This is a genomic window from Shewanella algidipiscicola, from assembly GCF_003605125.1.
Taxonomy (GTDB): domain Bacteria; phylum Pseudomonadota; class Gammaproteobacteria; order Enterobacterales; family Shewanellaceae; genus Shewanella; species Shewanella algidipiscicola.
On record NZ_QPQT01000008.1, the window covers coordinates 189,749 to 215,500 of the forward strand.

Sequence of the window (25,752 nt, forward strand, 5' to 3'; positions counted from 1 at the left end):
CGATTTGATCGAGAGAATAACAACTAATCCTGATGGTGACGACAAAAATGTTTTGTTTCTCTTTTGCCCCCAAAAAACATAATTTCGCGATCGAATATCCCTGTAGTTAAAGCGTTTAAATCACAGTTAGAGGTTGCCATGTCAGAAGAGTCATTCCGTTTTGGTCAAAAGCGTTTTTTTGATGACAAAAACTTTCCAAGAGGGTTCAGCAAGTCAGGAGAATTTACCTTATCCGAAGCGGAGTTGTTAAGCCTATACGGCGACACAATGCAAGCCTTCGAGGCCGGGCAATTAGACCCTGAAACTGCAGAGGAAAAACATTTTATTAAGGTACTCAAACACCCCAATAAAGCCAATACTAAGCTTGAACATGTGTGGATGAAATACCTAAAACTCACACGAGAGCCAAAGAAGTTTCACACGCTCAATAGCACAGTTAATCAGCGTGTTGAACAATACACGTATGTAGAATCACACCCAGAAGATGAGGTTGCTTAACTAAGATGCACATTTGCTTTTTGATGTACCCGTGGGAACGTATCGATGCTGAATCTGATACCACCCTAAGACTAGTTCATGAGTGCGCTCAGCGTGGTCACACCGTTGCCATAACCACCACCAGTGGTTTAACCATTCGAGACAGTAGCGTCTACGGGTTTTGCCAAATCATCAAAAAAGGCATCAAAATTCCGGATAATATTCCGCGCTTTTATCGCTCAGTTGAGTTTCATAAGGCGCGTCTACCAATGGCAGGGTTTGACTGCATTTTTATGCGCGCTAACCCTCCTTTGGACAACTTAGCGTTAAATTTTCTCGACTCGGTAAAAGGTGACACCCTGATCATTAACGATCTTGAAGGCTTAAGGGTCGCCAACAATAAACTGTACACCGCCAGCATGAGCGGTGCGGCGAGTCGCTATATTCCTACCACCCACGTATCCAAAAACCGCGACTACTTGCAACGTGTACTCGAAGAGAGTGACAGCGACAAGATGATCCTTAAACCCTTAAACGGTTTTGGCGGTCATGGGGTTATCGTCATTGAAAAAAGCGCACGGCAAAACTTTAGCTCGCTACTCGACTTTTATATTGGTGCCGATGATCAGAGTAACTATGTGATCTTACAAGATTACATCGAAGGCGCCGAAGAGGGCGATAAACGCATTTTAATGCTCAACGGCGAACCGATTGGTGCCATGAGACGCGTCCCCGCCAGCGGTGAATTTCGCTCTAACGTGCACGCCGGTGGTACCGTCGTTAAACACACCATCACCCGCGAAGAGCGCGAATTGTGCGCCGCGATTGGTCCTAAACTGGTGCGCGATGGCCTCTATTTTACCGGCCTAGACGTGATAGGTAATAAATTGGTCGAGGTAAACGTGTTAAGCCCAGGTGGCATAACCCGTATTAACAAGCTTAATCGCGTAAGACTGCAAAAACAGGTGATCGATTTTGCCGAGAACATCATCAACTCAAAAGACTTATTGATGCAACGTAAGAATGCATATCGACGTGCGGTAGAAGATGCAAACCTATAGTTTAGAGCAGATGTTAGGCCTGATTAAACGTGGAGAAGCGTTCTCGGGGCAACTCGAATCATCAGGTTGTTTTATCAAAATTGAAGAATACCTGCCTGTAGTGTGTACCGCTATCCATGCGGGCCATACCTTACGTAATGAGCTGATCAAACTCGGTCAGCTCAGCGCAGAGGAACGCTATTTTGAGGAAGACCCTTATACCGACGAGGTGATTGCATCACAACCCATCACGTTAGTGGGTACTGACTCACGTTTTGAGTACGATCTTAATCGACCCAAAAGTTTAAGCACCTATTACAAATCGGCCTGGTTAAAACAGGTATGGCGTAAACCGCTTAGTGCCAAACAGCGCGCGATCAGCCAAGCCAAACACAATGATTTTTACCTCCTCTATGAAGCGCTTATCAGTAAGCTCGAGTCCTTGTTTGGCATGGTGATTGTGTTTGACCTGCACTCGTACAATTACAAACGCATCGACAAACCCGTGCCGGTATTCAATATCGGCACCGCGCAAATCGACATGGAACGTTGGGCACCTGTGGTGAAAAAGTTCCAGAGTGAACTTAACCAGATCACCCTACCTAATATCGAAGTTGACGCCAAAATTAACGCGATTTTTGAGGGTCGTGGCTACCTTATTGCCCATACCAATGCCCACTTCGACCGCACCTTAGTGTTACCCACTGAGATCAAAAAAGTGTTTATGGATGAACTCACTGGCGAAGTTTATCCTATCGTGCTAGATGACTTAAAGTTAGGGCTTAAAAACGCTTTCAGTGCCACCAGTGCCTATTTTCAGCGCAAGTTAAATCGACGCAGTAAAACCCGTAGCGCCGACATGCTCAGCAGTGCCATCGAGCCAGCAGTACTGGACATCGATGCCGCCCTGTTTCGCTTAGCGCAAAAGGTCGACACCTTAAAGTATGTCAATCCGACCAACTTGGTCGCTGAGCGCAAACGCTTTTTTAGCGCACCAAGCCGCTATAAGCCCAACTTTCGCTACCGTCAGCTGCCTATCGATGCCAACGAGTTTAAATATAAGTTGTATCGATTACCGATAGACAATATCTCTGATCCTGCGCTCAAACAGATGTACAGCGATATCGTCAACAAGCTCGGCGAACAGGTCGACTTACTGACCAGTGTTGGCCAAGAAGGCTTTGTTTATAACTCGCTACGCTACCATGGCCGCCCCGATACCCATGCAATTAACAATGCTAAGTTCTTGTTATATGCCAAAGAGATTGCTGAGGTTGCAGGTGAGCAATATGATGCCAAAACCGCCACCGAACTCATGAAGCGACAAGCTGAGCAATGGGATATGCAGTGCAAGGTAAGCCTTAGCTCGTCGATTGTGGCGCGGGCCATGGTGAGCTCGATGCCGCCACAGCTGACCGTTAACAGCCATGCGACATTTGCCCATGCAGAGGTGCAGCGGTTGATCCAGCATGAACTGGGGGTACACATGGCAACCACCTTAAATGCCAAACAGCAGCCCTTAAAAGTGTTACGCCTTGGATTACCGGGTGCCACCTATACCCAGGAAGGGTTGGCTATTTTAGCAGAGCTAAAGGCTGGCTTTATGGCACACTCACGCCTCAATACCCTCGCCTGTCGCGTATTAGCGGTTGAATCTATGCTCAAAGAGCAAGATTTTTATCTCACCCATAATTACCTAGTAGATGAGGTGGGTATGGAGCCAGACGACGCTTTTGTAACAACAGCGCGGGTCTATCGCGGCGGCGGTTTCACCAAAGACCATCTTTACCTCAGTGGTTTTCTGCAGATGTTGCAGCTCTCAAGCAGCCGTAGCTTAACCAACTTGTTGGTGGGAAAAACCAGCGTGCAGTATCTGGATTTACTCGATGAGCTAGTGCAGCGCAACTGGCTCATCGCCCCTAAATTTAATGTCACCCCGACCGCAAACTTAGAGGAGAATCCCAGCCTCAATTATCTGATTGAGAGCCTGCGCAGCTAACAAAAAAACGCCATGTTGCCCATGGCGTTTTTTATCCTGTTGGCTTGCTACACAGCCACTCTTTGCTCAACGTGGTAGTTCTAATCTCAGGCGCGTGAATCACCTAGCGCTAAAAATAGGTATAGCTGGCTCCTAAGCCCAGTGGCAATCCAAGTGACCAATACAGCAATAACCAGGCACTCCAAATCGACATCAATGCCACACTAAACGGCAACATCATGGCAATTAAGGTACCGATACCTATGCCTTGCACATAACGCTGACAATAGACCACCACCAAGGGGAAATAGGGCATCAAGGGCGTGATGATATTAGAGCTAGAGTCACCGACACGATAGGCTGCCTGCGACAGATCTGGACTAATATTGAGCTGCATTAACATGGGCACTAATACTGGCCCAATCAGTGCCCATTTGGCTGACGATGAGCCGACAAATAAGTTAACAAAACCCACCAGTATTATCATGCCGACAATGGTGACTTCGGCAGACAAGTTAAGCGCCTTGAGTGCACCAGCCCCCTCGACCGCGATTAATGCCCCCAAATTAGAGGCTGAAAACGCCGCGACAAACTGAGCGCAGAAAAAAGCCATCACAATATAGTGCGACATGCCGCTCATCGATTTAGACATCGCCTGCACCACATCGGCAGACTGAGTAAAGGTCTTAGTGAGATAGCCATACACTAGCCCAGGCAGCATGAAGAAGATAAAAATCAATGGCACAATCGACTTCATCAAAGGAGCACTAAAACTGGTGAGTGAGCCGTTAGCGTCGCGCAAAGTCGAGGTTTCAGGCAAGGTTAACGAGAAAAAGCCAATAATCGCCACCAGCATCACTAGGCTGGCGATACGAAAAGCCTTAAGCTCGCTGGGCGTTGTCATCTCCATCTCAGGAATATCTACCGCGTCGCGATTGACCTTGTGAGTACGGTTAAGACGCGGCTCCAACACTTTGTCGGTGAGATACCAAATAATCAAGGTGATCGGAATACATGATGAAGCGGCAAAGAACCAATTATTCAATGGATTAATCTGAATATCGGCATCGACAATCTGCGCCGCCGATTGGGTAAAACTTTGCAGTAATGGGTCGATACCCGAGGGAATGAAGTTGGCGCAAAAGCCGCCAGACACACCCGCAAAAGCTGCCGCGATCCCCGCCAGCGGATGACGGCCTACGGTAAAAAAGATCACCCCAGCCAGCGGAATCACCACCACATAGCCCGCATCCGTCGCGGTATGGGAAATAATCCCCACCACAACCACAGCAGGCGTTAGCAACTTAGCCGGCGTTATCTTTAGCATTTGCTTTAACGCGGTATTGATGTACCCAGAATGCTCCGCGACGCCCACACCCAACATCGCCACTAACACCACGCCTAAAGGCGCAAAGGCGGTAAACGTCGATACCATGGAGGTTAAAAAGTGGGTCAACGCCTCGGCACTCAGTAGATTACTGACAACGATAGGCGCATCAGTACGAGGGTCTATGGCATCAAAACTGACCCCAGATAGCAGCGCCGATAAGCCCCATACCGCAAACAGTAACATTAAAAATAACATAGCCGGATCGGGCAGTTTATTGCCCACACGTTCTATGGCATCGAGTGCCCGCCCTAAAAAGCCGGGGGCCTGCGCATTTGTTGTCATCATCACTCCTTGTACTTACACGTACTTGTTATTATCCTTGGTTGTCGCAGCATGCATAATAATAAATCAGCTTAATACAAGCATACTCAGCACCACTGAGCCGCTATTATATATTAGGCTTAATATTCAATACTATACCCAATCAGGTTATCGTAAGCCTTAGCATTAGTTAAAAAAAAGCCTCGCGATTGCAAGGCGTTACAGACTAAGTGGAGACACTACTTACTGGTGTCTATAGGCTCAAATGATTTAACCAGTTCATCCACCGCCTTCATCTGCTTGAGGTAGTTTTCAAGCTGATGCAGAGGCAAAGCACAAGGACCATCGCACTTTGCATTATCTGGATCGGGATGCGCTTCGATAAACAGACCGGCTAAGCCTAATGCCATACCACTGCGGGCAAGTTCAGTAGCTTGCGCACGACGCCCACCCGCACTGTCGCTGCGGCCACCCGGGCGCTGTAAGGCGTGGGTCGCATCGAAGATCACTGGGTAACCCGATTGCTTCATCTCATCCATGCCCAACATGTCGACCACCAAGTTATTGTAACCAAAGCTTGAGCCACGCTCGCACAGCATGATCTCATCGTTACCCGCTTCATTAAACTTAGTGATGATATGGCGCATCTCGTGTGGCGCTAAAAACTGCGGTTTTTTAACGTTGATGATGGCGCCGGTTTTGGCCATTGCTACCACCAGATCTGTCTGGCGTGCTAAAAACGCGGGTAACTGAATCACATCGACCACTTCGGCCACTGGCGCACACTGATGCGGTTCATGGACGTCGGTGATAAGCGGCAAGTTAAAGGTCGATTTTATCTCTTGAAAAATCTTCAGCCCCTCTTCCATACCTGGGCCACGATAGGAGTTCACCGAAGAGCGGTTAGCCTTATCGAATGAGGCCTTAAACACATAAGGGATCCCTAATTTTTGAGTAACTTCGGCATAGGTTTCCGCGATCTGCATGGCTAAATCACGTGATTCAAGCACATTCATGCCGCCAAACAACACAAACGGCTTATCGTTTGCAATCTCAATGCTACCTAACTTTATGGTTTTATTACTCATCATTACTTCTCTCTTAAGAAGCTAAGGCCACACCTTAGCATTGTTCAAATAGGTATCGCTGCATGCGATTATAGCGCAACTGCCTGTAAAATTTGACCACATAACCATGCCATATAAGTGCCTACAGCATAGCCTAACACTGCCAATAACACACCGACGGGCGCTAATGCGGGGTGGAATGCCGCCGCCACAACTGGCGCAGATGCAGCGCCGCCCACATTGGCTTGACTGCCCACCGCCATATAAAACAGCGGCGCCTTAATCAGTTTAGCCACCAGCAGCATAAAGCTGGCATGCACTAACATCCAGATAATACCGATGGCGAAATACCAAAGATTTGCCGGATCAAATAGTTTAAACACATCCATATGCAAGCCAATGGTGGCAACTAGAATATACAAAAAGGCCGACGCTACTTTAGAGGCGCCAGCGGCTTCTAAATGGCGCACCGGGCTAAATGACATCGCCAAACCAATAGTGGTGACGGTGACGATTAACCAGAAAAATTTGGACGTTAGACTGTAATCACGTGTCCACGGATAATTGGTTTCGAAAAAAGGCCCGAGGAAATCGGCAAACATGTGCGCCAGTCCGGTAATACCAAAACCGACCGCCACTATCATCATCAAATCGCGTAAGCTAGGGATTCGTGCATGCTCGGCATGGTACTTCTCAACCTTGAGCTTTAAGGTTTCTATGGCACGGGTATCGGCACCAGTTTTAGCATCGATCTCCTTGGCTTTCGAGGCCATATAGAGCAGCACCGCCATCCAGATATTGGCTACGATCACATCCACGGTAACCATAATTGAGAAGATATTACCGCCCGCTTCATAGATCTCTTTCATCGCAGCCTGATTCGCACCGCCGCCAATCCAACTACCGGCTAGGGTGGTCATGCCACGCCAGACCGCATCGGGACCACTAACACCTAATACCTCAGGGTTAATGCTGGAGATAATAAGCAAGGCAATCGGCCCGCCAATCACAATACCTACGGTGCCGGTGAGAAACATCACAATGGCCTTAGGGCCTAAACCTAAGATCGCTTTTAAATCGACGCTTAAGATCAATAATACTAAGCAGGCAGGCAGTAAATAGCGTGAAGCCACATAATAGAGCTTAGAGGTATCGCCATCGACAATATTAAATGAATTAAGCAGTGATGGCAGGAAATAACACAGTAACAACGCTGGAATGTAACGATAAAATTTTACCCAAAATGGATGAGTGCTGCTATTGGTATAAAACACTAAGCCTAAAATGGCTGCTAATAATCCCAACCCTGTGGCATCATTGGTCACTAATGCGGTACCGCTCATATTTCCCCCTAATTCACATCTATTTTTAGTTTTATTTTTAATATCAATTTGTTGTTTTATTCGGCTTGTATAAGCGCGTCATTTATCAGGCCTGTGATGCAAGCCTGTTGTAAATATTAATAATGGTATTAGTTGATCCAATGGTGAGCCGTTTTAGCCTGTAACGACAGGTGGTTCAATATAAGATTGACAAGATTGCGAGCCGACCAGCATAAAATGGCCGCTGACGCCAAGGCATCTATTGCCACGGTCTTCATTGACCCACATAAAAAAGCTGAAGCCATAACGGCTTCAGCTTTTCCTTAATGGTATATCTCAAGCTCTTCATTTAGCTCTTTAATTTGTAGCTTAACCAATTCAGTCACTGGATCATGCGGACTATTGTCGACAAAATGCTGTAAGTCCGCGGCGGCTACACTGATGCAGCCTAACTGCTGTGCAATAAAAGCTCGCTCACGATTGAGGTTAAGGTCATCGCTATGCCACTGCAATAACAGATTGCAACACTCCATCGCACTCTCAAACTGGTTCGATAAAATCGCTCCCGCTTTGAGCTCGTGGATCATGCGCGACAATAACCGCTTTAAACTGGCAGGCTTTAAGTAACGCGGTTTAAAGGCCGCGCCATTACCCAACTCGCCACGTACCAACACATGCAACTGGTGCCGAGACAGCGACCGCCCCGTTAATGGGTCAATATAACGCACCTGCTTGTCAATTCGACTGCACAACACAGTATTGCCGGGCAGCAGCAAGGGCTCAAGCACTAGGTCTAGTTGTTTAGCCAGTAACATAAGTAACGTGGCTAAGGTTGTACTATTACCTTGACGAGTGAGTATGCAGCTGCCTAAATCGGCAGCCTCTACACTAAAATACGCCTCGCGAGCACAAAAACCTAAGTCGCCATAAAACCACTTAAGCAAGGCATTTAATCTATCTTCACGGTCGACCACATAATGACTCAGTACAGAGCCTGCAAGTTCTAGCCAAGCCCAATTAGCACTCTGTTTATTGGAAAAACCTAAATGCTGAGTGATGTCAAACGCGCTCTCGGGTAACAAGAGCTCATCTTGTAGAATCATCTGCGCCATTAACTCAGTATTATCGCTTGTTTAAGCATGGCGACCTTACCTGCATAGACGATCCAAGCGATAGCACCGAGGGCGGCAAATATCTTAAACAGTTTATTGCGATTGGCTTTGAGCGCAATGGTTGCTAAGAAGATATAGGCCAAAAGCGCGCCGATTTTTTCGGTCAGCCATACATCTTGAAAAGGGTATTGCTTGATGATAAAACACAGGGTTAAACCAGATAGCACCAGCAGAGTGTCGATAACATGCGGGGCGACTTTAACGAACTTCTTATCCATAATAGGCGACTGCTTTAAGTGCAGCGCAAAACGCACAATAAAAAACAGTACACTGAGGGCAATAAACGTAAGGTGAATATGCTTTATAGCAGGGTATAAACTGTCCATTTTAAATTCTTTGGTTGCTGACAAAGGCGCTAGTGTAACTGATCTGCTCCAACCGCACCAATATCATCAACCGATTATCGACGATAAACACAGCATAATCAGCATCGCAGCCAATAACACAAGATAATAACCAAAACGTGATGAATTTAAAAAAGATAATGTCACTCGTAATGCTCCCGTATTTATCCCCCCAACTTATCTAATAAAAAAACCACGCCAAGACCGCAGCTTTAGCGTGGTTTGAGCCGACTGCCAACCAGTTACTATCTGTAGCAAGCGGCTATCTGTAGCAAGTGAAATCAATCGTAAGCTGTGGCCTATTTGACCGTATCAGGCAATGTGCCGGGGAGCAGTTCAAACTCCATGGAGAATTCGACCATTGCCCCCATTAGCTCATCGATTGCACGACGCTCTCCTTCCACCTTCACTTTGCCAGCTTTGATTTTATCGTCGAAACTCTGCGCGCCCATCATGACATCATTTAACTCGCTGCGATCTATCGTTAAGGTGAGGTCCGCTTGCGGTGATTGTATTCCCTCGATATTGGTCAGCGCCGAATTACTCAGTTCAACCAGATACTGCTCGCCATTATCCGGAGTGACCAAGTTAATGACAAAATGTTTATCTGCAGTCTTGCTGGTATCAAGGCGAACTCCGAGGTAGTCAAGCCATAAACCGGTAGACATACCACGAATAATGTCGGGTCCTGTCGATTTAGGCGAAGCACCTGTTGGCATACCATTACGCAATTCGTAAGCCGCCGCTAAAAAGCTATTGCGCACACTAGGGCTCTCTTTTTGATAACCAATTTGCTCATACACATTAGCGAGTAAATCTTTAGCGGCTTGATTTTGGGGCTCAGCAAACACCAGTTTATTGAGGATCTCTATGGCATGGAAATATTTTCCTTGCTCAAATAATTGCTGGCCTTTGGCAATAATCTTACTGCTACCTCCCATCATCTCAACATATAAGGGCGCTGAATCTTCTGGTGATAAAGGCATTAAGGTCGCGGGATTAGCATCCCAATAACCTAAATAACGATTCAACACTGCGCGGCTATTGTGCTCCTCTGAGCCATGATAACTGTGGGCTGACCATTGCCGCTGTAAACTATCGGGGAGCTTATATACGTTGTGAATTTGATTAATGGTCACACCTTGATTAGCCAGATGCAGCACCTGATTATTGAGGTGCGCATAGGTATCACGCTGACTGCGCATAACTTCTTGAATACGCTCATTGCCCCACCGAGGCCAAGAGTGGGCAGAAAACATCACCTCTGCCTGTTGCCCAAATTTATACAGCGAAATATTAATTTGCTTAGACCATTCCAATGCATCACGTACCAATGCGCCGCGTAAGGTATAGATATTATGTATGGTGCCGGTTATATTCTCGGCGGCCCAAAAAGCGTTCAAGTCTGGAAACCAAGTGTTCATCTCTGCTGGCGCTTCAGTACCTGGGGTATTTTGAAACACCATGTTGACGCCATCTATGGTCATTTCAGTAAAGGCTTTATCGATAATTACGTTAGGCGCAATTAAACCTAAATTACCTGCCGCGGTATTTTTACCGATAGATTGATCTACATGACCATAAGGGCTTCTGGGGAGTAGTACACCGTATTGAAAAAACATCCTGCGCGTCATGGCATTACCGGCCATGACATTTTCAGAGACCGCATGATGCATAAAGCCCTCAGGGGCAATGACTTTCACCTTACCACTTTGAACATCTTGTTCATCCACCACACCACGGACCCCACCAAAGTGGTCGCCATGAGAGTGAGAGTAGACCACAGCCACAACCGGACGCTCACCTAATTGCTGATTAATAAAGGCCAATGCTGCCGCCGCGGTCTCTTTGGCCGTTAAGGGGTCAAATACAATCCAACCCGTCTTACCTTTAATAAAACTGATATTGGCAAGATCATAGCCTCGCACCTGATAAATATGGTCGGGCAACACTTCATACAACCCATAAGCCATGTTGAGCACTGCTTGACGCTGCAACGAAGGGTTAATGGTATCGAAGGTTTTGCCTTCATCGAGCAGCCACTCATAACTGCCCATATCCCACGCAACGTTACCCGCTTCGGCCATAATTTGTTTATATTCGGGCGCCGCGATAAAGCCTTTTTGGGCTTCTTCAAAGTCACGTTTATCGTCAAACGGTAGGGTTTTACGCAAGCCATTTTGTAATGCTAAGGTGTATTTTGATGGTGCTTGCCCTTTAGGATCAAAGTGTTTATTCGGATCACTTGTTACCACACTGCCACCACCTGCGGCGTTGACAACGATATGGGTCGATATTGTCACACTGACGAGGGCTGACAGTAGTGCGACATTGACGAGCTTTGTATTCATACACCTAACTCCTTGGTTATTAATGAATTACAAGTTACCCAACATTTCTGTGTATGTGCTGGCGACACATAGCCAGAACACAACGACGATGACTAACCTAAATATGCAAGTGAACAAAGACCACCCACGCTAAAACGCTCACCCAGATATTAAGGTAGTAATGCATTTAGATTTGTACAAGGCGAACTTATCTTCGTCAGGCAGTATTGTTTAACGCGAACTTGAGCTTAATCATGCGAACAATCAACATTCGGAGCAAAAACATACACAAAAAAAAACGCCATTAGCATAAGCCAATGGCGTTTAATCACCTTAGTCGCTTTCATAAAGTTTCGAGCGTGTCAGTTAACCCTGCCTAGGCCAACGGCCTAAGGTACAACGGTCGTTACTGCCAAAGTCTCTCACGGTCGACACCGACTCATAACCTAGCTCAATCATCTTATTGCGCACCGTAATGGCTTGCTCAAAACCGTGCTCGAGTAGCAAATAGCCACCGGGCGCCAGATAATCACGCGCCGACTGAGCAATATGAAACAGGTCGGCATAACCATGTTCGGCAGCGGTCAACGCACTCTGTGGCTCAAAGCGTACATCGCCTTGAGACAAATGCTCATCTTCTTCGTCGATATAAGGCGGGTTAGAGACAATCAGATTGAAATCGTACTGATTGACGGCATCAAACCAATCGCTTTGTAATACCTCGACTTGCGGTAACTTCAAGTTGTCACGATTCGCCTTAGCCAAGGCCACAGCTTCAATCACTTTGTCGACGGCCGTGATCTGCCAAGTGCTGCGTTCAAAGGCTAACGACAGGGCTATCGCTCCCGTCCCTGTGCCTAAATCGAGTACCTTGGCATTTTGTGCTAACGGCAAGTTTAATGCGGTTTCAACCAAAATTTCGGTATCGGGACGCGGAATAAGCGTGGTGGGGTTAACCATAAATGGCAGTGACCAAAATTCGCGCTCGCCAACGATATGCGCGATAGGAGTGCCTATCGCACGCCTTGCAACCATCTGCTGAAACGCGGCGGATTGTTCACTGGTAATGCGTTCATCGGGCCAAGTGTAGAGGTAGCTGCGCGGCTTATGGATGACATGAAGCAGCATCACTTCGGCATCTAGCTTGGCAGTATCAGAGATCTCAACAAGTTGAGAAGAAGCCCATTGAAGGGCTTCAGCTAACGTCTGGTACAAAAAAATATCCTTATTAACCTAGAGTCGCGATATTGAGTATATTAATCGTCTGCCAAAGCAGCCAACATATCGGCTTGGTTTTCTTGCATTAGCGGTTCGATAATCGCATCTAAATCCCCTTCCATCACTTCATTTAAGCGATAAAGGGTCAAATTGATACGATGCTCACTGACACGCCCCTGAGGGAAATTATAAGTACGAATACGCTCAGAGCGATCACCACTGGCCACTAATGTGCGGCGAGTCGATTCCTCTTCGCTGCGGCGTTTTTCATCTTCAACCGCTTGTATACGAGCCGTCAATACACTCATGGCTTGAGCGCGGTTTTTATGCTGCGAGCGCTGATCCTGACATTCAACGATGATGCCAGACGGAATATGAGTGATACGGATAGCCGAATCGGTTTTGTTAACGTGCTGACCACCCGCGCCCGATGCGCGGAAGGTATCCACTTTTAGATCGGCAGGATTAATTTGAATCGCTTCGGCTTCGGGTACTTCAGGCATAACGACCACAGTACAAGCTGAGGTATGCACCCGCCCTTGCGACTCGGTCTCAGGCACACGCTGTACACGATGCCCACCCGATTCAAATTTCAGTCGGCCATAGACCCCATCGCCAGACACTTTAATGATGATCTCTTTAAAGCCGCCATGTTCACCTTCGTTAGCGTTCATCACCTCTATCTGCCAGCGTTTAGCTTCGCAGTAACGGCTGTACATACGGTACAGATCACCGGCAAAGATGGCCGCTTCGTCACCCCCTGCGCCGGCACGAATTTCGACAAAGGCATTGTTGTCATCTTTAGGATCTTTAGGCAGCAGTAGGATCTGCAGTTCATCTTCGAGCGTCTCGAGCACTTGCTTGGCGGCTTTAATCTCTTCTTGCGCCATCTCTTTTAGCTCGGCATCGTCTTCGGCTAACATCTCTTGCGCCGACTCGAGATCGGCCTGCGCCTGTTGAAATGCCTTAAAGCTTCTTACCACGTCTTCGAGTTGAGAGTACTCTTTGGACAGAGCGCGAAAACGCTCTTGGTCGGCAATCACACTAGGATCACTCAGTAGCGCCAATACTTCTTCATTACGCTCAAGCAAGCCTTCAAGCTTGCGAATCACACTGTCCTTCATTCCAACGCTAACCTTAGTCTTTATCTAATCCAAGCGCCGCTCTTAATTGTCCGATGCTGTTTAAGTCACCGCGTCGACTCGCCTGAGTAAGGGCTTGAGTCGGCGCATGGATCAATTTATTGGTTAACTTATTGGCCAGTTCCAGTATTAGCTGTTCGCTATCACCGCCTTGGGCTAACTTATTGATCGCGCGCTCTACCAGCTCATCTTTGATCGCCATACTTTGGGTACGGTATTCACGGATACTGTCGACCGACTCTAATGAGCGGATCCACTCCATGAAAAGATGAGACTCTTCTTCAACAATTAATTCGGCTTGCTCGGCAGCCTCACGTCTGGAGGCCATATTTTGTTCAATGATGCTTTGCAGGTCGTCAACCGTGTAGAGAAAGGCATCATCTAGATCCCCTACTTCGGCTTCAATATCTCTAGGTACTGCTATATCAACCAATAACATAGGTTGATGACGACGCTGTTTCAGCGCTTTTTCTACCATGCCTTTACCCAGTATAGGTAATGGGCTGGCGGTAGAGGATATCACGATATCGGCCTTAGGGAGAAAATCTGGTATCTGTTCGAGCGTAATGGCCGTTGCGCCAAACTCTTCGCACATGGCTTCGGCGCGCGAAATGGTGCGGTTAGCCACAATCATTGACTCGACGCCATTGTCTTTAAGATGCCGGGCAACCAGCTCTATGGTCTCACCTGCGCCGATGAGTAACACCTTGGTGGCACTCAAAGCCGAGAAAATATGTTTAGCCATGCTCACCGCGGCAAACGCTACCGACACGGCTGCGGCACCGATTTCAGTTTCGGTGCGCACTTTCTTGGCAACAGAAAAGGTATTTTGGAACAGTCGGTCCATGGTGACCGCCACCGTGCCAGCTTCTTTTGCCTTAACAAAAGATTGCTTAACTTGGCCTAAGATCTGTGGCTCACCTAAGATCAATGAGTCAAGACCTGCAGAGACACGCATCAAATGTCGCACGGCTTCTTGGCCGCGATATTGGTACAGGCAAGGTAGCACATCTTCATGGGACAGCTGATGATATTCCTCTAACCAAGTAATCACGTCCTGCGCTTCACCGTTGTTACAGTAAAGTTCGGTGCGATTACAGGTCGAGATGATCACCGCTTCACCCGTCTTAGTTAGACTGGCAAGGCTTTTCATCGCGTCATGAATTTTATCGGGTGAAAACGCTACTTTCTCACGTAGGTCTACCGTCGCTGTTTTATGATTAATACCGATTGCTACAAGGCTCATCTGACTCTTTCTGGTCTCTAGGGTCTGTTTATCTTGCGAATTAGATTTGTTCTGGCTCAAAGCGGTGGTCAGAATACAAACGAAAATGCGACTGGCTCATATTGCTCCACTAACGGCTTTGAGGCGAACGACTAGGGTTTAGCTTGCTGCTGACTTTTGCTGACCATGCCTTATTACCATTTTTTTGATAGTCACAGGCGACACTTGGTTTAATGCGAGCGCGTCACATTGCCTCATATAGAGTGGCGACAAAGTCCTCATGCAAGGGCCATCGCCCTGATTAATCTCTCTTAGTGGCAGCCATTCTACTGAATTGAGCCAACTAAAAACAGAATACGCTTAACAAAACCGAATAATAATCTCGTTTATTACGCTTTTTTCACATTAAAGCGCAGCAATAACCACCAAAATACAAGCCATTACAAAAACACTTAGCACTAGCTGAAAGCCTAGGCTTGGCAGGAAATTTAACGATTGCCATTGGTATTTATACACAGCACTCGTATGATATGAGCTCGTTGTAACAGTAATAGATAAATAATTTGAACTACTTCACAAAAATCTTAATTAGCGCCCTATTGCTGACACCTTTATTGTTAGGAGGGTGCGCCAGTCGCTCCGATATTGATCTGCAGGACATCAATGTCAGCCATGTTGAGCAAGCTAAAGCCTGGGAGATGCAGGGCAAGCTAGCGGTCAAAACCCGTGACGATAAATTCAGTACCAATTTGTATTGGCTTCACACCCCCAATCGCGACCAATTACGCCTAACGACGATGTTAGGCACAACGGTCATGCTACTGGAGCGTGACGAGGATGGGGCTCAACTGATGATTGACGGTAACACCTACCAGCATCATGACGCCGAGCAACTGCTCAAGCGGCTCACGGGCTGGTCTATCCCTATCGAACATTTACCATTATGGATAACAGGCCAAGTGGCGTCTTCAGATCTGGTGATCCGTTATGATAACAATCACAGACCGATACAAGTACAGTCAACAATGACACAAACACCATGGCAGGTAGAGTTTAAGAGTTGGCAACACCAAAGCGGCGCACAACTGCCTAGATTACTTGAGTTAACTCGTGAAAACATACGATTAAAAATGCAAATAAATCAATGGCAAGCTCTTACTAACAGCACCCCATCATCAGATAACGCCGGACTATCGCATGACGAATAAACGCTCTATCGCATGGCCTGCGCCAGCAAAACTTAACCTGTTTTTACACATCAATGGGCGCCGTAATGACGGTTACCATGAGCTGCAAACCCTATTTCAATTTATCGAGCAGAGTGACCTACTGGATTTTGCCATCAACCAGACTGGCGAACTTACCTTACACTCCAACATTAGCGATGTTGTCGCAAATACAGATAACTTAATTCTTCGAGCGGCAAAATCGTTGCAACAAAAAACCGCAACTACACTTGGCGCAGAGATATGGCTCGATAAAAAATTGCCTATGGGCGGTGGAATTGGCGGCGGCTCGTCAGATGCCGCCACAACCTTAGTGGCGCTAAATCACTTATGGAACACCCAGTTATCATTAACTCAACTGACAGAAATCGGCCTAAGTTTGGGTGCCGATGTACCTGTTTTTATTAATGGTTTATCCGCTTTTGCCGAAGGTGTCGGTGAGAAACTTATTGCGGTAGATTTACCAGAGCCTTGGTATCTAGTACTCACGCCCGACGTTCATGTGTCAACGGCTGAGGTGTTTAACGATCCACAATTACCGCGAGATACGCCAAAGTTATCTTTAGCCGATTTAATGACCAGTGACTGGCACAATGATTGCCAACAACTGGTCGCCAAACGTCACCCTCAAGTTGCCAAAGCATTGGCGTGGCTGATAGAATATGCGCCGTCTAGAATGACCGGAACCGGAGCATGCGTTTTCGGGACATTCGCTACTCGCGAGCAAGCAGAGCAAGTTTTTGCCAAAAAACCTGCCGATATGAGCGGTTTTATCGCGAAAGGGACAAATAAATCACCACTTATGCTGCGCTTAGCGCAGTGTTAAAATCATGCGGGATAAGGCTACTTTATCCCGGCCATTAAAATGAAGCATACGCCTGAGGTTCATACAGTGCCTGACATTAAACTATTTGCCGGTAACGCAACACCCAGTCTCGCAAAGAAGATAGCAGATCGTCTATTTTGTAAACTCGGAGACGCAGAGGTTGGCGTTTTCAGCGACGGTGAAATCAGTGTCCAGATTAACGAAAATGTACGTGGGGCGGATGTATTTATCATTCAATCTACTTGTGCACCGACTAACGATAACCTAATGGAACTTATCGTTATGGTTGATGCGTTACGCCGCGCATCTGCTGGCCGTATTACTGCGGTTATTCCTTACTTTGGTTACGCACGTCAAGATCGTCGCGTACGCAGTGCTCGTGTACCTATTACTGCTAAAGTGGTTGCCGACTTTTTGTCAAGCGTAGGCGTCGACCGCGTACTGACTTGCGACTTACATGCTGAGCAGATCCAAGGCTTCTTCGATGTGCCAGTTGATAACGTATTTGGTAGCCCAGTACTGTTAGAAGATATGCTAGCCAAGAAGTTAGATAATCCTGTTGTGGTATCGCCAGACATCGGTGGTGTAGTACGTGCTCGTGCTGTTGCCAAACTACTTGATGACTCTGATCTCGCCATTATCGATAAGCGTCGTCCACAGGCAAACGTCGCGCAGGTGATGCACATTATCGGTGATGTTCAAGGCCGTGACTGTATTATCGTTGACGATATGATTGATACAGGGGGCACACTGTGTAAAGCCGCTGAAGCGTTAAAAGAACATGGTGCTAACCGTGTATTTGCTTATGCGACACACCCAGTCTTCTCTGGCAACGCTGCAAAGAACATTGCTGAATCAGTGATTGATGAAGTAATTGTGACCGATACTATTCCGCTAAGTCCTGAAATTGCCGCGCTAGATAAAGTCACCCAGTTGACTATGTCAACAGTGATGGCCGAAGCCATTCGTCGTGTCAGCAACGAAGAGTCCATCTCTGCGATGTTCAAGCACTAATCGATTAGATTATTTAGCGAATAAAAAACGCACTCGATTGAGTGCGTTTTTTTATGCTTTGTAGTCAGGAGCCTAATTAATACGCACAGCTCTGCCCTATTCAACCCGCTTTACCCGCCCCCCTAAATAAAGGACTAGCGCCCTCAAATGCCCGCTTTGATATAGCTCTGTAAATACTATGAATACCGCTCGCGATGAAATAGCCCTGTGATGAAAGATAGCTCATGGTAAAGGCTGCTAAGTTTATCGCTAACGCCCCCCTCAAAACGGGCCATTACCTTTAAGCCAGCATCAAAACATAATGCGCTAACACTTCCTAAGACGGCTCTAGAGTGGTTAATTCACAGCAAATTTAACCCATTACACTGATGAAATGACCAGATTGTACAAACTCAAGAAGCGAAGATTGAGATGCGAACACAATGCAAGGGAGCGACAATATTGCTTGAATTGGTCATTAGCATGGCGCTGGCAAGAAAGCCTATGCGGCGGCCCGAGGTGGTACCGACGCAAAAGATCGTGAATATCAGCCCTCGATTTAAGTAAGTTTTTAATCCCTAGGTATAAATCATAGCCTAAACCATCCCTAAGCCTCGCTAACGCCACTGACTCGCTGCCAACGGCTTAACTCAATACATACACGCTTAGGGCAACAAAGCATCTAAAATCGCGACTGTATAGCGCTTAACGCCGCAGACAATATAGATTAATAGTAGAGTCGTACAGGCTAAAGGGGGCAAATTTTAGGCACAAAAAAGCCCGTCAAAAAGACAGGCTTATTTGTTTTTAATAAATGGTACGGGAGGAGAGACTTGAACTCTCACACCTTACGGCACCAGAACCTAAATCTGGCGTGTCTACCAATTCCACCACTCCCGCACTGCATCATTTTTTACATCTTGATTAAAGATGGTGGGGCTAACCCACTCACTTAAGTCAATGACTTAGGTGGTTGAATAATGGCTGGGGTACCAGGATTCGAACCTGGGAATGCCGAGATCAAAACCCGGTGCCTTACCGCTTGGCGATACCCCAAAAGCTTTCGCTTTTGTTACACCCTGTAGACCACAAGGCTGTAACTTAAAATAAATGGTACGGGAGGAGAGACTTGAACTCTCACACCTTACGGCACCAGAACCTAAATCTGGCGTGTCTACCAATTCCACCACTCCCGCACTGCATCTAGTTTTACATCTTGATTAAGATGGCATTATGAAACTAGCGTGTCTAACTATCAACATCCACTACTCTCACGCGGCATCTAGTTTTACATCTTGATTAAGATGGTAACTCATTCAAGTCACGCTTTCATTTTACATCTGAATAAGATGGTAGCAATGGCGGGACTTGAACCTGCGACCCCAGCATTATGAGTGCTGTGCTCTAACCAGCTGAGCTACATTGCCACATATTATCATATAGATAATGGCTGGGGTACCAGGATTCGAACCTGGGGATGCCGAGATCAAAACCCGGTGCCTTACCGCTTGGCGATACCCCAAAACTGTGTGAAGCAAAAAGAAATGGCTGGGGTACCAGGATTCGAACCTGGGAATGCCGAGATCAAAACCCGGTGCCTTACCGCTTGGCGATACCCCAATCTTTTCTTGCTTCAAGTTAAAGACTCTACAATCTCTAACTTAAAATAAATGGTACGGGAAGAGAGACTTGAACTCTCACACCTTACGGCACCAGAACCTAAATCTGGCGTGTCTACCAATTCCACCACTCCCGCACTGCATCTAGTTTTACATCTTGATTAAGATGGCATTAAGATATGGCTTGTCTAACTATCAACATCCACCACCCTTACGCTGTACCTAGTTTTACATCTTGATTAAGATGTTGCCAACCCTATTTCTGCTGATTGATATACTTCAACCATCAACTAGTCGGCTTACCTCAAGTTTTACATCTTAGAGAAGATGGTAGCCATATTGCCGGGGCTTATACCGACTTGCTACGCATTCATTTTTCATCCGAATAAGATGGTAGCAATGGCGGGACTTGAACCTGCGACCCCAGCATTATGAGTGCTGTGCTCTAACCAGCTGAGCTACATTGCCATCGTTTTCTTACGCGTCCCTCTTGGTGAGGAACGGGGCGTATTATGCTTATTCAGCGTATTGAGGTCAACAGCTTTTTTCCGCTAATTTACACTTACCTCATCGTTCGCTTATAAACTCACCAAAGTGAGCAGCAGTTATCCAAAAAAGAGGCTTAAAGCGCCATATTAAGCCTTAGGTTGGGTTTAAATATCAGATTTATATAAGCCTTAAAATACAAAAACGGCTCAATAATTTATTGAGCCGTTTAGATTCTATAATGCCACTTGCTATTTTATTAGCAAGATTAGCCTCATGCTTATACGTTAAATAGGAAATGCATCACATCGCCATCTTTAACGATATAGGTTTTACCTTCGATACGCAGTTTACCTGCTTCTTTCGCGCCAGCTTCACCTTTATAGGTAATAAAGTCATCATAAGACATTACCTGGGCACGAATAAAGCCGCGCTCAAAGTCTGTATGGATAACACCAGCGGCTTGTGGTGCACTCGCCCCCACTTTAACGGTCCAAGCACGTACCTCTTTAACGCCTGCGGTAAAGTAGGTGTGCAGATCCAGTAGCTCGTAACCGGCGCGGATCACACGATCCAATCCAGGTTCGGTTAAACCAAGGTCAGCCATAAACTCTTCACGGTCTTCAGCGTCCATTTCTGCCAGTTCAGATTCAATCGCTGCACACACGGCAACGACCACGGCATTCTCTTTGGCCGCAATGTCGCGAACCGTATCCAGATGCGTGTTATTTTCAAAACCATCTTCTGCGACGTTCGCGATATACATGGTTGGCTTAAGTGTAAGGAAGTTAAGATAAGCGACTGCCGCCAACTCTTCCTTAGTTAAGTCCATTGAACGCAGCATTTGACCTTCGTCCAATACTGGGCGCATCTTTTCTAACACGCTGACTTCGAACTTAGCTTCTTGGTCGCCACCTTTAGCACGCTTTTGCTGACGCGTGATAGCGCGCTCGCACGAGTCTAAGTCAGCCAAGGCTAATTCGGTGTTGATCACTTCAATGTCACTGGCAGGCGACACTTTATTTGCCACGTGCACGATATTGTCATCTTCAAAGCAACGCACCACATGACCAATCGCATCGGTTTCACGAATGTTAGCAAGGAACTTGTTGCCCAGCCCTTCACCTTTAGAAGCGCCCGCCACTAGGCCTGCGATGTCGACAAATTCCATTGTAGTCGGCAAAATACGCTCAGGCTTCACGATTTCAGCCAATGCCGCTAATCGTGGATCGGGCACTGGCACCACACCGGTGTTAGGTTCAATCGTACAAAATGGGAAGTTAGACGCTTCGATGCCCGCTTTAGTCAGTGCGTTGAACAATGTCGATTTACCTACGTTTGGTAGGCCAACGATGCCACATTTAAAACCCATATCTTTACCTTTATTCAATTAGTATTATCGGCACAACCAATAATAACGCTGCTCACACCTGATTGCTTCAGAATGTGATGGATTAACCCGCCTTGTAAGAATGCAGTCTATGCATCGCCTTACTCATATTTTCTTTAAATAACAGTTCGGTGGCCCGCACCGCTTCGTCAATCACGTCTTCGATTAACCTTTGCTCAACTTGCGGCGCCTTACCTAAAACATAATTGCTCACTAGACTCTTATCACCTGGGTGACCGATACCAATGCGCAAACGATAAAAGCCTTTATTATTGGCAAGCCTAGCAATGATATCCTTTAAACCGTTGTGACCACCATGACCGCCACCGAGTTTAAACTTAGCCACGCCGGGCGGCATATCCAGCTCATCATGGGCGACGAGGATCTCTTCGGGCTCGATGCGAAAGAAATTAGCCAAGGCACCAACCGATTTACCGCTGAGGTTCATAAATGTGGTTGGGATCAATAAGCGAACATCTTTACCGTATAGGGTCGCTCTCGCTGTGAGGCCGTAATATTTACTGTCTGCAACTAATGTTACGCCGCAAACGCGCGCCAGTTCATTAACATACCAAGCACCCGCATTGTGGCGGGTTTGCTCGTACTTCTCACCTGGGTTTGCAAGCCCAACAATCAGCTTAATATTGCTCATTTAACCTATGTCCATCTCGCAAGGGCGCATAAAAACGCGGCATTTTAGCACTCTATCGCCCGAGCAACAAATTTGTTGTAGTGAAGACAGCGGAATTTAAGGAAGGTTAGCACTGCGCCATGCCCTAAGACCTAAGCGATTAACCTCAGCCGCGAAATCAATCGTCATGGTGCTGCGGTGGCTGGTCGGTGAGCCGCTTTACCCACAAGATGATGAGTAAAGCCAGCTCGTTTGAGTTGACGCTTAGAGACCCATGGCGTATTTCAACACCTTATGCTTAATGGGTGAGTCTATATTAGCGATTTTAAGCGCACTGTTGCGCAGTAATTTTAGCGGTAAATTCTTATTGCTAAAGCCGGCATAAAAAAGGTCCATAGTGCTCATCATCAACAAATTGTCGCCATAGCGGCGACGCTGATATTGTGCCAACACATCTTGAGTCCACCAGCTGCGCTGCTCATCAATAGCCCCTTTAACAGATGCAATTAATGCCGCGACATCTTTAAAGCCAATATTCACTCCTTGACCAGCTAATGGATTAATCGTGTGTGCAGCATCACCTAAAATCACCACATTATCCTGATAGTAGCGCTGCGCATGACGTCTGGTAAGCTTAAAACTGCCATGAGACACCACTTTAAATGCCCGATCGAGGCGTGCGGGGAAATGGGCGTTAATTTGCTCGTACAGCGCCTCAGCGCTTAATCCGCTTAACTGCGCAATGCGATTAGCATCGTCGTACCACACCAAAGACGCGTTGCGACCTGGTAGCGGCAACAGAGAGCGTGGGCCTTGGGGAGTAAACTGTTGCCAAGTAACATCTTGCTCTTCCTGCTGGGTCTCAATATTAATCAGCATCGCCGACTGGGCATAATCCCACCCAGTTAAGCCGATCCCTGCCCACTGACGTACTTGAGAGTTTGCCCCATCGGCACCGACTAACAAGCGAGTATCTATGCTTGTGTTATTACTTAATCGTAGCCTAACCCCATGCTCACTCCGGCTAAACTGGTCGACGTTAACCGGGCAGATAAGCTGCAAATTGTCATACTTGTCAAATGCCTGCCACAAGGCTAATTGCACCACACGATTTTCGACAATATGCCCAAGATGAGTCGCACCCACTTGATCACTATGAAACTGTGTCTGGCACCCATCAAGCTCCCAAGTTTCCAGTCCTTTATAGGCCACCTGACGCATCGCGGCGATAGCGTCGAGCGCTCCTAGCTGTTGCAGCAACTGCTCAGAAGCGACGCTGATGGCTGAAACACGTAAATCCAATGGTTGCTCAGGGCTGTATGCTTGAGGCGCAAAGGCTTCAACAACGGCAACCTTTAACCCTAACTGGGCTAACCCAATTGCGGTCGCGGCTCCCACCATGCCACCGCCGAGGATCACGACATCTTGTTCTAGATGTTGGTTTTGATTCTGACTCACCTTACGCTTTACTCCCTGATGGTTAACTCTCTAGTGCACGCTCATGACGACACATTTATTACGTTGGTTCCCTGACGAGCGGTTTCTGTGTCTAAATATGTCAATTAGGCCTATTACGTATGCAAATATGACTGACACTGTAATCACTCACACTCAGTTACAAAGGCGGCCAATCCCAAGCTCATCGTGTTCTATAGTGGTTGTGGACGTTAGTCAGTATGGATACTCACTTATGCACCTACATTCACTATTTATTGCATTAGAGGTTCACTATGAAACGCTCAATGATTGCCAGTGTAATGATAACCAGCGCATTAATCGCCAATGTGGCGTTAGCCGATCAGGCCCCCGCCATGGAAACCATGACTATAACCTATCGCGCGCCGCTCGATTATGCCCTATATCAATATACGACAGAATGGCGCAGTCAATACAGAGTAGAAATTTATGACAGCATACAAGATCAAGCCAGAAACAGCAGCCTTGCAATGGCACAAGCCTTCGAAAGTGCAGCCCTTGAATCGGCCTTCGACACAACGTCAATGTTAACGGCAAAAACCTTTAGCCCGGAGTAATTTCTAATATATAACGCGCAAAAGCTAGCCAGAGTGGTGCTCAAAGGGTAAAATGTTGCGCTATTTTTCCCAGTAATTGCAACCACGGCGCAAAACTGATGAGTAAGAAACTCCATATTAAAACTTGGGGCTGTCAGATGAATGAGTATGACTCATCAAAGATGGCCGACCTACTAGACGAATACCAAGGGTATACCTTAACGGATAATGCAGAAGAGGCAGACGTACTGCTGCTTAACACCTGCTCTATCCGTGAAAAAGCGCAAGAAAAGGTGTTTCACCAACTTGGTCGCTGGAAAACCTTAAAAGATAAAAAGCCTAATCTTATCATTGGTGTTGGTGGCTGTGTCGCCTCACAAGAAGGCAAGGCGATTAAAGACAGAGCCCAGTGTGTGGATCTGATCTTTGGGCCACAGACCTTACACCGTTTGCCTGAAATGATTGACCAAATCCAGCAAGGCGGCAAAGCGGTTATCGATGTCAGTTTCCCTGAAATCGAAAAATTTGACCGTCTACCTGAGCCGCGTGCCGAAGGACCAAGCGCCTTCGTGTCTATCATGGAAGGCTGTAGCAAATACTGCTCTTTCTGCGTAGTGCCATACACTCGCGGTGAAGAGGTCAGCCGCCCGCTCGATGATGTCATTCTTGAGATTGCCCAATTGGCGGCTCAAGGGGTGCGTGAGGTCAATCTACTTGGCCAAAACGTGAATGCTTATCGTGGGGCCACCCACGACGATGACATCTGCACGTTTGCCGAACTGCTACGTTATGTAGCCGCTATTGATGGTATCGACCGTATTCGTTTCACCACTAGCCACCCCATCGAGTTTACCCAAGACATCATAGATGTTTATGAAGATACACCAGAATTGGTGAGCTTCCTGCACCTGCCTGTGCAGTCGGGTTCCGATCTAATTTTGACCCAGATGAAACGCGGTCATATGGCGATTGAATATAAATCTATCATTCGTCGTCTACGCAAAGCACGTCCCGATATTCAGATAAGCTCTGACTTTATTATTGGCTTTCCTGGTGAGTCGAAACAGGATTTCGCCGACACCATGAAGCTAATAGAAGATGTGCAATTTGACCACAGCTTTAGCTTTATCTACAGCGCTCGTCCGGGCACGCCTGCGGCCGATCTGCCAGATGATGTCTCAATGGAAGAGAAAAAAGAGCGCTTAGCCATATTGCAAGACAGGATCACCCAGCAAGCGATGCGTTACAGCCGTCAAATGCTCGGTACCGTGCAGCGTATCTTAGTCGAAGGGCCATCGGTTAAAAACCCAATGGAGCTTCGGGGACGCACCGAAAATAACCGCGTGGTGAACTTCGAGGGCGATCCTAAGCACATTGGCAGCTTTGTCGATGTTGAAATTGTCGATGTTTACACTAACTCATTGCGCGGTATCTTTATCCGTGGTGAAGATGAGATGGACTTACGTCGCGACCTTCGTCCATCTGACATCTTGGCTAAGCATAAGAAAGATGATGAGCTAGGCGTCACCCAGTACATCCCTTAACTTGGGCGAGTGACAACGTAAATTGAATCAAAGCGACTGTGCATCACAGTCGCTTTTTT

20 protein-coding genes and 8 tRNA genes are annotated in these 25,752 nt (G+C 47.0%); 8 read left to right on the plus strand and 20 right to left on the minus strand.

The genetic code is table 11. The features are described 5' to 3' along the window. The first annotated feature begins 138 nt into the window (after positions 1 to 138). The 3 genes from DVO77_RS10815 to DVO77_RS10825 are packed head-to-tail and all read left to right on the plus strand — an operon-like array spanning position 139 to position 3,516. A complete protein-coding gene (locus tag DVO77_RS10815) occupies positions 139 to 498 on the plus strand; it encodes a MaoP family protein (RefSeq protein ID WP_119978353.1) in 360 nt (119 codons plus the stop codon). 5 nt (positions 499 to 503) lie between these two features. Further along, positions 504 to 1,538 (plus strand): glutathione synthase, encoded by a 1,035-nt coding sequence (gene gshB / locus DVO77_RS10820; RefSeq protein ID WP_119978354.1) that lies wholly within the window; start codon positions 504 to 506, stop codon positions 1,536 to 1,538. Then, on the plus strand, positions 1,525 to 3,516 hold the full coding sequence (locus DVO77_RS10825) for a flavohemoglobin expression-modulating QEGLA motif protein (RefSeq protein ID WP_119978355.1): 1,992 nt from the start codon (positions 1,525 to 1,527) through the stop codon (positions 3,514 to 3,516). The genes gshB and DVO77_RS10825 overlap by 14 nt, the downstream gene beginning before the upstream one ends. Before the next feature lie 109 nt (positions 3,517 to 3,625). On the opposite strand, the gene DVO77_RS10830 is transcribed toward DVO77_RS10825, so the two are convergent. From DVO77_RS10830 to hemA, 9 genes are all read right to left on the minus strand, one after another. Continuing rightward, positions 3,626 to 5,167, minus strand: coding sequence for an AbgT family transporter (locus DVO77_RS10830; protein ID WP_110457814.1), 1,542 nt, complete (start codon positions 5,165 to 5,167; stop codon positions 3,626 to 3,628). A gap of 218 nt (positions 5,168 to 5,385) precedes the next feature. Then, the gene (gene kdsA, locus DVO77_RS10835) at positions 5,386 to 6,234 is read right to left on the minus strand and encodes a 3-deoxy-8-phosphooctulonate synthase (RefSeq protein WP_110457871.1); all 849 of its coding nucleotides are present in this window, start codon (positions 6,232 to 6,234) and stop codon (positions 5,386 to 5,388) included. Between the two features lie 68 nt (positions 6,235 to 6,302). Further along, the gene (locus DVO77_RS10840; protein ID WP_110457815.1) at positions 6,303 to 7,556 is read right to left on the minus strand and encodes a DUF819 family protein; all 1,254 of its coding nucleotides are present in this window, start codon (positions 7,554 to 7,556) and stop codon (positions 6,303 to 6,305) included. A gap of 302 nt (positions 7,557 to 7,858) precedes the next feature. Beyond that, on the minus strand, positions 7,859 to 8,647 hold the full coding sequence (locus DVO77_RS10845; protein ID WP_119978356.1) for a transglutaminase family protein: 789 nt from the start codon (positions 8,645 to 8,647) through the stop codon (positions 7,859 to 7,861). Then, positions 8,647 to 9,033: a SirB2 family protein gene (locus DVO77_RS10850; protein WP_119978357.1), complete on the minus strand. Its 387-nt coding sequence runs from the start codon at positions 9,031 to 9,033 to the stop codon at positions 8,647 to 8,649. The genes DVO77_RS10845 and DVO77_RS10850 overlap by 1 nt, the downstream gene beginning before the upstream one ends. A gap of 317 nt (positions 9,034 to 9,350) precedes the next feature. Beyond that, positions 9,351 to 11,402, minus strand: coding sequence for an alkyl/aryl-sulfatase (locus tag DVO77_RS10855; RefSeq protein WP_119978358.1), 2,052 nt, complete (start codon positions 11,400 to 11,402; stop codon positions 9,351 to 9,353). A gap of 345 nt (positions 11,403 to 11,747) precedes the next feature. Beyond that, positions 11,748 to 12,596 (minus strand): peptide chain release factor N(5)-glutamine methyltransferase, encoded by an 849-nt coding sequence (prmC, locus tag DVO77_RS10860; protein ID WP_119978359.1) that lies wholly within the window; start codon positions 12,594 to 12,596, stop codon positions 11,748 to 11,750. Between the two features lie 41 nt (positions 12,597 to 12,637). Then, positions 12,638 to 13,723, minus strand: a complete 1,086-nt coding sequence (gene prfA / locus DVO77_RS10865; protein WP_110457820.1) for a peptide chain release factor 1 — start codon at positions 13,721 to 13,723, stop codon at positions 12,638 to 12,640. A 13-nt stretch (positions 13,724 to 13,736) separates the two neighbouring features. After that, positions 13,737 to 14,987 carry a glutamyl-tRNA reductase gene (gene hemA / locus DVO77_RS10870; RefSeq protein ID WP_110457821.1) on the minus strand — a complete coding sequence of 417 codons (1,251 nt, stop codon included), beginning with the start codon at positions 14,985 to 14,987 and terminating at the stop codon, positions 13,737 to 13,739. A gap of 533 nt (positions 14,988 to 15,520) precedes the next feature. Here hemA and lolB point away from each other — a divergent pair. The 3 genes from lolB to DVO77_RS10885 all read left to right on the plus strand — a co-directional run bounded on the left by lolB (position 15,521) and on the right by DVO77_RS10885 (position 18,032). Beyond that, positions 15,521 to 16,174 (plus strand): lipoprotein insertase outer membrane protein LolB, encoded by a 654-nt coding sequence (gene lolB, locus DVO77_RS10875; RefSeq protein WP_110457822.1) that lies wholly within the window; start codon positions 15,521 to 15,523, stop codon positions 16,172 to 16,174. Further along, on the plus strand, positions 16,164 to 17,018 hold the full coding sequence (gene ispE / locus DVO77_RS10880) for a 4-(cytidine 5'-diphospho)-2-C-methyl-D-erythritol kinase (RefSeq protein WP_110457823.1): 855 nt from the start codon (positions 16,164 to 16,166) through the stop codon (positions 17,016 to 17,018). Before lolB ends, ispE begins: the two co-directional genes overlap by 11 nt. Before the next feature lie 66 nt (positions 17,019 to 17,084). Further along, the gene (locus DVO77_RS10885; protein WP_110457872.1) at positions 17,085 to 18,032 is read left to right on the plus strand and encodes a ribose-phosphate pyrophosphokinase; all 948 of its coding nucleotides are present in this window, start codon (positions 17,085 to 17,087) and stop codon (positions 18,030 to 18,032) included. A gap of 794 nt (positions 18,033 to 18,826) precedes the next feature. Here DVO77_RS10885 and DVO77_RS10890 read toward each other — a convergent pair. From DVO77_RS10890 to DVO77_RS10940, 11 genes are all read right to left on the minus strand, one after another. Then, positions 18,827 to 18,911: transfer RNA gene (locus tag DVO77_RS10890), tRNA-Leu, on the minus strand. A gap of 81 nt (positions 18,912 to 18,992) precedes the next feature. Continuing rightward, positions 18,993 to 19,067: transfer RNA gene (locus tag DVO77_RS10895), tRNA-Gln, on the minus strand. 55 nt (positions 19,068 to 19,122) lie between these two features. Then, positions 19,123 to 19,207 (minus strand) — tRNA-Leu (locus tag DVO77_RS10900). 154 nt (positions 19,208 to 19,361) lie between these two features. Beyond that, a tRNA-Met gene (locus DVO77_RS10905) sits at positions 19,362 to 19,438 on the minus strand. Positions 19,439 to 19,458: 20 nt separating this feature from the next. Next, positions 19,459 to 19,533, minus strand: a tRNA-Gln gene (locus DVO77_RS10910). Positions 19,534 to 19,556: 23 nt separating this feature from the next. Next, positions 19,557 to 19,631, minus strand: a tRNA-Gln gene (locus DVO77_RS10915). A 51-nt stretch (positions 19,632 to 19,682) separates the two neighbouring features. Beyond that, positions 19,683 to 19,767 (minus strand) — tRNA-Leu (locus DVO77_RS10920). Between the two features lie 254 nt (positions 19,768 to 20,021). Continuing rightward, positions 20,022 to 20,098, minus strand: a tRNA-Met gene (locus DVO77_RS10925). A 298-nt stretch (positions 20,099 to 20,396) separates the two neighbouring features. Next, complete coding sequence (gene ychF, locus DVO77_RS10930) at positions 20,397 to 21,488, minus strand: redox-regulated ATPase YchF (RefSeq protein WP_119978360.1); 1,092 nt, start codon at positions 21,486 to 21,488, stop codon at positions 20,397 to 20,399. An 82-nt stretch (positions 21,489 to 21,570) separates the two neighbouring features. Beyond that, positions 21,571 to 22,158, minus strand: a complete 588-nt coding sequence (gene pth / locus DVO77_RS10935) for an aminoacyl-tRNA hydrolase (protein ID WP_119978361.1) — start codon at positions 22,156 to 22,158, stop codon at positions 21,571 to 21,573. Positions 22,159 to 22,401: 243 nt separating this feature from the next. Next, complete coding sequence (locus DVO77_RS10940; protein WP_119978362.1) at positions 22,402 to 23,595, minus strand: FAD-dependent oxidoreductase; 1,194 nt, start codon at positions 23,593 to 23,595, stop codon at positions 22,402 to 22,404. 272 nt (positions 23,596 to 23,867) lie between these two features. On the opposite strand from DVO77_RS10940, the gene DVO77_RS10945 reads away from it, so the two are divergent. Both DVO77_RS10945 and miaB read left to right on the plus strand, forming a co-directional pair. Further along, on the plus strand, positions 23,868 to 24,170 hold the full coding sequence (locus DVO77_RS10945) for a hypothetical protein (RefSeq protein WP_119978363.1): 303 nt from the start codon (positions 23,868 to 23,870) through the stop codon (positions 24,168 to 24,170). 98 nt (positions 24,171 to 24,268) lie between these two features. Further along, positions 24,269 to 25,693: a tRNA (N6-isopentenyl adenosine(37)-C2)-methylthiotransferase MiaB gene (gene miaB, locus DVO77_RS10950; RefSeq protein ID WP_110457828.1), complete on the plus strand. Its 1,425-nt coding sequence runs from the start codon at positions 24,269 to 24,271 to the stop codon at positions 25,691 to 25,693. Positions 25,694 to 25,752: the final 59 nt, after the last annotated feature.